Origin of the sequence: Pseudomonas sp. NPDC088414 (assembly GCF_044753325.1) — a bacterium.
Taxonomy (GTDB): Bacteria; Pseudomonadota; Gammaproteobacteria; order Pseudomonadales; family Pseudomonadaceae; genus Aquipseudomonas.
The window spans coordinates 1-7641 of record NZ_JBIVMY010000057.1; the positions used below are offsets into that span (position 1 = coordinate 1).

At 60.2% G+C, this 7641-nt stretch carries 6 protein-coding genes and 1 pseudogene; 5 read left to right on the forward strand and 2 right to left on the reverse strand.

What is annotated here, in order from left to right; genetic code table 11:
• From ACIP8I_RS26745 to ACIP8I_RS26760, 4 genes are all read left to right on the forward strand, one after another.
• Nucleotides 1-655, forward strand: a 655-nt coding sequence (locus ACIP8I_RS26745; protein ID WP_400764872.1) for a glycine--tRNA ligase subunit alpha, incomplete at its 5' end; no start/stop codon positions are given.
• Complete coding sequence (glyS, locus tag ACIP8I_RS26750; RefSeq protein ID WP_400764873.1) at nt 652-2706, forward strand: glycine--tRNA ligase subunit beta; 2055 nt, start codon at nt 652-654, stop codon at nt 2704-2706. The genes ACIP8I_RS26745 and glyS, both read left to right, overlap by 4 nt.
• 4 nt (nt 2707-2710) lie before the next feature.
• Nucleotides 2711-3250 carry a D-glycero-beta-D-manno-heptose 1,7-bisphosphate 7-phosphatase gene (gene gmhB / locus ACIP8I_RS26755; RefSeq protein ID WP_400764874.1) on the forward strand — a complete coding sequence of 180 codons (540 nt, stop codon included), beginning with the start codon at nt 2711-2713 and terminating at the stop codon, nt 3248-3250.
• A gap of 82 nt (nt 3251-3332) precedes the next feature.
• Complete coding sequence (locus ACIP8I_RS26760; protein WP_045122165.1) at nt 3333-4112, forward strand: 1-acyl-sn-glycerol-3-phosphate acyltransferase; 780 nt, start codon at nt 3333-3335, stop codon at nt 4110-4112.
• 168 nt (nt 4113-4280) lie between these two features.
• Here ACIP8I_RS26760 and ACIP8I_RS26765 read toward each other — a convergent pair whose 3' ends face one another.
• On the reverse strand, nt 4281-5813 hold the full coding sequence (locus ACIP8I_RS26765) for an ATP-binding protein (protein ID WP_400764875.1): 1533 nt from the start codon (nt 5811-5813) through the stop codon (nt 4281-4283).
• A gap of 168 nt (nt 5814-5981) precedes the next feature.
• Here ACIP8I_RS26765 and ACIP8I_RS26770 point away from each other — a divergent pair, with 168 nt between their 5' ends.
• The gene (locus tag ACIP8I_RS26770) at nt 5982-6701 is read left to right on the forward strand and encodes a response regulator transcription factor (protein ID WP_400764876.1); all 720 of its coding nucleotides are present in this window, start codon (nt 5982-5984) and stop codon (nt 6699-6701) included.
• 135 nt (nt 6702-6836) lie between these two features.
• Here ACIP8I_RS26770 and gyrB read toward each other — a convergent pair.
• A pseudogene (gene gyrB, locus ACIP8I_RS26775) lies at nt 6837-7641 on the reverse strand (DNA gyrase subunit B); the annotation flags it as partial.

Sequence of the window (7641 nt, forward strand, 5' to 3'; positions counted from 1 at the left end):
CCTGGGCTCTCTCAATCATGTCGGGCTGGACCCTCTGGTCCACGACATCCGCTTCGTAGAAGACAACTGGGAATCGCCGACCCTCGGCGCCTGGGGTCTGGGCTGGGAAGTCTGGCTCAACGGCATGGAAGTGACTCAGTTCACCTACTTCCAGCAGGCCGGCGGCATCGAGTGCTACCCGGTGACCGGCGAGATCACTTACGGTCTCGAGCGTCTGGCCATGTACCTGCAGGGCGTGGACTCGGTCTACGACCTGGTCTGGGCTGACGGCCCGTTCGGCAAGGTGACCTACGGCGACGTGTTCCACCAGAACGAGGTGGAGCAGTCCACCTACAACTTCGAACACGCCAACGTCGACAAACTGTTCGAACTGTTCGACTTCTACGAAATCGAAGCCAAGCGCCTGATCGAACTCGACCAGCCGCTGCCGTTGCCGAGCTACGAAATGGTCCTGAAGGCCTCGCACACCTTCAACCTGCTGGATGCGCGCCGGGCGATCTCGGTGACCGCGCGTCAGCAATACATCCTGCGCGTACGCACCTTGGCGCGTTCCGTTGCGCAAGCCTACCTGCTGGCCCGCGCCAAGCTGGGCTTCCCGATGGCAACCCCGGACCTGCGTGACGAAGTACTGGCCAAGCTGGAGGCTGCACAATGAGTGCTCAAGATTTTCTGGTTGAACTGGGCACCGAAGAACTGCCGCCAAAAGCCCTGAACACCCTGGCTGAAGCGTTCCTCGCCGGTATCGACAAGGGCCTGCAAGCTGCCGGCCTGAACTACGAAAGCAAAACCGTCTACGCCGCACCGCGGCGTCTGGCCGTACTGATCACTGCACTGGCCACCCAGCAGCCGGATCGCAGCATCAACCTCGACGGCCCGCCACGTCAGGCTGCCTTCGATGCCGAAGGCAACCCGACTCAGGCAGCCCTGGGCTTTGCCAAGAAGTGCGGCGTCGAGCTGAGCGAAATCGACCAGAGCGGTCCGAAACTGCGTTACAGCCAGAACATCGCCGGCAAGCCGACCGCAAGCCTGCTGCCGACCATCGTCGAAGATTCGCTGAACGACCTGCCGATCCCGAAACGCATGCGTTGGGGCGCGCGCAAGGAAGAGTTCGTGCGTCCGACCCAATGGCTGGTGATGCTGCTCGGTGACCAGGTCATCGACTGCACCATCCTCGCGCAGAAGGCTGGCCGCGAATCCCGTGGTCACCGCTTCCACCACCCGGAAAGCGTGCGCATCGGTTCGCCGTCGAGCTACCTGGCTGACCTGCGTGCCGCCTACGTGCTGGCCGACGCCAACGAGCGTCGCGCGATCATCAGCAAACGCACCGAAGAACTGGCGACCCGTCAGGAAGGCACCGCGATCGTGCCGCCGGCGCTGCTCGATGAAGTGACCGCGCTGGTCGAATGGCCGGTGCCACTGGTGTGCTCGTTCGAGGAACGCTTCCTCGACGTGCCGCAGGAAGCGCTGATCACTACCATGCAGGACAACCAGAAGTACTTCTGCCTGCTGGATGCCGACGGCAAATTGCTGCCGCGTTTCATCACCGTCGCCAACATCGAATCCAAAGACCCGCAGCAGATCATCGCCGGTAACGAGAAAGTGGTTCGCCCACGCCTGACCGACGCCGAGTTCTTCTTCAAGCAAGACAAGAAGCAGAAACTCGAAGACTTCAACCTGCGTCTGCAGAACGTGGTGTTCCAGGAAAAACTCGGCAGCGTCTACGACAAGGCCGAGCGCGTTTCGAAACTCGCGGCCTACATTGCCGCGCGGATCGGCGGCAACGCTTCGTGGGCGGCCCGTGCCGGCCTGCTGTCGAAGTGCGACCTGGCCACCGAAATGGTCGGCGAGTTCCCGGAGATGCAAGGTGTCGCCGGTTACTACTACGCCCTCAATGACGGCGAGCCGGAAGACGTCGCGCTGGCGCTGAACGAGCAATACATGCCACGCGGTGCCGGTGCTGAACTGCCGGCGACCCTGACCGGTGCAGCCGTTGCAATCGCCGACAAGCTCGACACCCTGGTCGGCATCTTCGGTATCGGCATGCTGCCAACCGGCAGCAAGGACCCGTATGCCCTGCGCCGTGCGGCCCTCGGCGTGCTGCGGATCCTGATCGAGAAACAACTGGATCTGGACCTGAACGACGCCGTGGCGTTCGCCGTGAGTGCGTTCGGCGCCAAGGTCAAGGCTGCCGGTCTGAACGACGCGGTGCTGGAATTCATCTTCGACCGTCTGCGTGCACGCTACGAAGACGAAGGCGTCGATGTCGCCACCTACCTGTCGGTACGTGCGCTGAAGCCGGGTTCGGCGCTGGACTTCGACCAGCGCGTGCAAGCGGTGCAAGCCTTCCGCAAACTGCCGGAAGCGGCAGCGCTGGCGGCAGTGAACAAGCGTGTATCGAACCTGCTGAGCAAGGTGGAAGGCTCGGTGCCGACCGACGTCCAGGCCAAATACTTCGACAACGCCAACGAGTTCTCGCTGTACTCGGCGATCCAGCAAGCGGATCAAGCGGTGCAGCCAATGGCCGCAGCGCGTCAGTACAACGAATCGCTGGCGCGTCTGGCGGCATTGCGTGAGCCGGTCGACGCGTTCTTCGACGCGGTGATGGTCAATGCCGAAGACGCCAACGTGCGGGCCAACCGCTATGCGCTGCTGGCGCGTCTGCGTGGCCTGTTCCTCGGGGTTGCCGACATTTCGCTGCTGGGTTGAGGGATTGCTGTTGAAACTGCTGATTCTCGATCGGGACGGAGTGATCAATTACGACTCCGACGCTTACATCAAGTCGGTGGAGGAGTGGATTCCGTTGCCCGGCTCGATCGAAGCGATTGCGCAGTTGAGCAAGGCCGGCTGGAAGGTGGCGGTTGCCACCAACCAGTCGGGCATTGCTCGCGGCTATTACGACCTCGCCACCCTCGACGCCATGCACGCGCGCTTGCGCACGCTGGTGGCAGAGCAGGGCGGTGAAGTCGGGCTGATCGTGTACTGCCCGCATGGTCCGGACGCGGGTTGCGATTGCCGCAAGCCGAAGCCGGGGATGTTGCAAACCATCGCGGCGCATTACAACGTGGCGCTGACGAATGTCTGGTTCGTCGGCGACAGCCTTGGTGACCTGGAGGCCGCCAAAGCCGTCGATTCACAGCCCGTTTTGGTAAAGACCGGGAAAGGCGAAAAAACTCTGGGCAAAACCCTTCCGGTCGGCACCCTGATTTTTGACGATCTGGCGGCGATTGCCGCAGAACTTATCCACAACTAGAGTGCTTCTGAAGTTCCTGACCAGGGATTGATCGGGAGTGCGCTTGAACAGTCGGGCATTGCCCGTAACGGTAAACGTCGCCATGTCGATACTGCAGGCCATCAGAATTTTTCTCTTTTACCTGCTGCTGGGCACTACTGCCTTGCTGTGGTGCAGCCTGAGCTTTTTTATCGCGCCCTTTTTGCCGTTCAAGGCGCGTTATCGTTTCATCAATGTGTACTGGTGCCGTTGTGCCTTGTGGTTGACCAAGGTGTTTCTCGGCATTCGTTACGAAGTCAAAGGCGCGGAAAACGTGCCGGATCGGCCCTGCGTGATTCAGTCGAACCACCAGAGCACCTGGGAGACGTTCTTTCTCTCCGCTTATTTCTCGCCCTTGAGCCAGGTGCTCAAGCGTGAATTGCTCTACGTACCGTTCTTCGGTTGGGCCATGGCCATGCTGCGGCCGATCGCGATTGACCGCGACAACCCGAAAGCCGCGCTCAAGCAAGTCGCGGCCAAAGGCGATGAGCTGCTTAAGGACAATGTCTGGGTATTGATCTTCCCGGAAGGCACCCGCGTTCCCCACGGCACTATTGGCAAGTTCTCGCGCAGTGGCAGCGCGTTGGCAGTCAATGCGGCGCTTCCGGTGCTGCCGATTGCGCACAATGCCGGCAAATTCTGGCCAAAAATCGGCTGGGGCAAGAGGCAGGGTGTGATCACCGTGGTCATCGGCAAGCCGATGTATGCCGAAGGGAGTGGCCCGCGCGCCATCGCCGAGTTGAACGACCGGGTACAAGCCTGGAACGAACAGACTCAGCGCGAAATGGGTTCGCTGCCACCAGCACCGCAGGCACCTGCCGCGAATGATCAGGTGGCTGTCTGAGATTTTGTGGATAACCTGTGTACGGTTTTGTTGAAAAAGCTTGAATATTGAAAGTAACCGATTGATTTACTTATATATTTCTCAAGCTCATAAAACACCGTAAAAGGTGCATAAGTTTTTTTCGGAAGTAAAAGAACCGGCTGATATAGCCGGTTTTTTTGTGCCTGTTCACTCGCAGATCAGCGGTAACTGCAGCCGGAACGTGGTGCCTTGATCGACAATACTGCGGCAATCGATATTACCGCCATGATGGTCGACCACTGCCTTGACCATCGACAGCCCCAACCCGACGCCATCAATCCCCTGCGCCGACGAAAAGCGCCGGTACTGGGTGAACAGATCCGGCAGCTCATCGGCGGCAATGCCTTTGCCCTGATCGGTCAATTCACAGCACAGCCACTCGCCCTGGCAACTGACGTTCAACTTGATCGTTGTATCAGGCGGGCTGTACTTGACCGCGTTTTCCAACAGGTTGAACAAGGCGCGGGTCAGCAGGCCTTGGTCAGCGTTGATCAGACGCTCCTGGGATTGTTCATCCATTTGATGAAGCAACTTGATGCTTTTCTGCTGGGCGATGGGCAACGCCTGATCCAGCACGTCCAGTACCAGCATCGCGAACAGACTGGGCTGGAACTGGTAAGCCTCAGACTCGGCCCGCGCCAACAGAACGAAACCGTCAGTCAGATCGAGCGCCCGGCGTACCTGGCGCTCGATCTGCTCGAACAGCGGTGAGTCCGCTCCGGCTTGATGGCGATGCACATCGAGCAGGGCCAAAATCGCCGAATGTGGGGCGCGCAGATCGTGAGATAGAAAACGCAGCAAGACCCCGCGCTGTTCTTCTGCGGCGCGTTCGGCGCTCAGATCGGTGAGGCTCAGCAGCCAGCCGATGGGAGTATCGCCATCCACCGGCAGCAATGCCGCGCGCTCCAGACGCAAGCTGCGTTCCTTGTGATCGCGAAACTCCAGCAGCGTCAGGTCCGACAGCGCCGGGCGTGGTTCTGTGGACAACTCCGGGTAACCAAGGCGGGCCAGTTGCTTGAGAACGTCGTCGCCAACCAGAGGATGATCGAACAATACGCGGGCCTTGCGGTTTCCCAGCAGAATCTGCCCCTTGGGATCGCTGATCAGTGTTGCCACCGGCAGGTATTCAAGACCGTCGGCAATGAAGCGCCGGGTATCGCGCGTGCGGCTCATGGCTTGTTCCAGCGCCATGATCTGCCCCTGTAACTGGTCTGCGCTGGTGAATTTTGCGCGGCGCCGTTCGGGGAACACTTTCGGCTCGCGGTCCAGTCGCGCCAGCTCCCAGCCAAAGTACGTCAGCACCACGCTCAGGCGCCGCCAGTTCCAGATCAGGTAACCGAACAACATGCCGAGCGCTGCTGGAGTCGGTGACCACCAGTGCCTGACTTCCGCCAGCCCGGCGCTGGTCAGCAGCACACAAGCCACACCGCACGATGTTACCCAGATCGCCCAGCGCGGGCGCCACAGCAGCAATCCGAGTACGCAGGCTACCAGCCCTACCGAAAGCAACGCACTCCACATCGGTACCACGTCGTGCAGATTGATCTGCGCGCGATACGACAACAAGGCAGTCAGCGGCAACAGCACTAGACTTATCCACACCCACTCACGCACCAGCCGCCGAAACAGGCGCTGGACCTGACTCGGCTCGCGGCTTTCGCGTCGACGCGGGCTATTCATGGCAAACAGGGAGGTGGGCAGTGAATGGTTTCATGGACCACAGGTCTGAGGACGTAGATCCGAAGAATCATAGCGGACGTCGACCGATGATGGACGGCTTACTTTTACCGCACAGGCCAGACCGTTATGGTTGCCGGCCACTGCCCAAGCAACAAGGAACCCACGCGTATGCGCGTTGCGATACTGGACGATGAACCTGCCGAACTGCGGCGGGTCGAGCAAACCCTGCAGCAAATGGCTGCGGAGGGAGATCAACCTTGGTCGTTGCACAGCTTTGAACGGGGCGAGGACCTGCTGCGCCAATTGCGCCGGGACACTTTCGACCTGCTGATCCTCGACTGGCAACTGCCCGACCTGACCGGCCTGGCGCTGCTGCGCTGGACCCGCGAACACATGGAGTCGCCGCCCGCCGCTATCATGCTGACCAGCCGCGACGGCGAAAGCGATATCGTCCAGGCGCTGAACGCCGGTGCCGATGATTACGTCAGCAAACCGTTCCGCCCCAACGAGCTGAAAGCCCGAGTCGCCGCCGTACTGCGCCGGCACAGCCAGCAACGCAGCACCGCTGCCGAAGTCCTGACGTTCAATGACCTGACCTTCGACGATGCCGAACTGAGCGTCACCCGCGAGGGCAGGGCCGTGGTCATGACCGAACGTGAATACCGCCTGGCGCGCTGCCTGTTCAGTAACCTGGGTCGGCCGTTGTCGCGGGAGTACTTGTACGAACGTTTCTGGCCCCATGAAGAAGTCGCGTCATCTCGGCCGCTGGATACGCACATCTACCGCCTGCGCAACAAACTGGGGCTGACGGCGGATCGGGGTTGGCAGTTGCTGACGATTTATGGGTATGGGTATCGGTTAGAGAGTGTCACGGTTGCATCCGAGTAAAAAACAAAAGATCGCAACCTGCGGCAGCTCCTACCGGTAATCCATGTAGAAGCTGCCGCAGCCTGCGATCTTTTGATCTGCCAATAAAAAGGCCAACGCATGTGCGTTGGCCTTTTCGTTTGGCGCCGACCGGGATCAGAAATCCAGGTTGGAAACCGCCAGAGCGTTGCTTTCGATGAAGTCACGGCGAGGTTCGACCGCATCACCCATCAGGGTGTTGAAGATCTGGTCCGCGCCAATGGCGTCTTCGATGGTGACTTTCAGCATGCGGCGCACGCTTGGGTCCATGGTGGTTTCCCACAGCTGATCCGGGTTCATTTCGCCCAGACCTTTGTAGCGCTGGATGGTGTGGCGCTTGGTGCTTTCGGCCATCAGCCAGTCGAGGGCTTCCTTGAACTCGGTGACCGCTTTCTTGCGCTCGCCACGCTGGATGTACGCGCCTTCGTCGAGCAGGGTGCTCAGTTGAGCGCCGAGGGTGACGACGGTCTTGTAGTCGTTGCTGCCGAAGAAGTCGCGGTTGAAGGTGACGTAGTTCGACAAGCCGTGGGAGATCAACTCCACCTCTGGCAGCCACACGCCACGTTCACGGTCTTCACGCAGGCTGGCCTTGTAGACCAGACCCGACTTCTCGACGGTGCGCAGACGTACTTCGTACTGGGCCAGCCAGTCCTGCATCTTGGCGTGGTCGCCGAGCATTTCCAGGCTCACGGCCGGCAGGTAGATGAAGTGTTCGGTCAACTCCTGCGGGTACAGGCGCGACAGACGCTTGAGGGTCTTCATCACCATGCGGAAGTCGTTTACCAGACGCTCCAGCGCTTCACCGGAAATGCCCGGGGCCTCTTCGTTCAGGTGCAGGCTCGCATCTTCCAGGGCCGACTGCGTCATGTACTCTTCCATGGCGTCGTCGTCTTTGATGTATTGCTCTTGCTTGCCTTTCTTG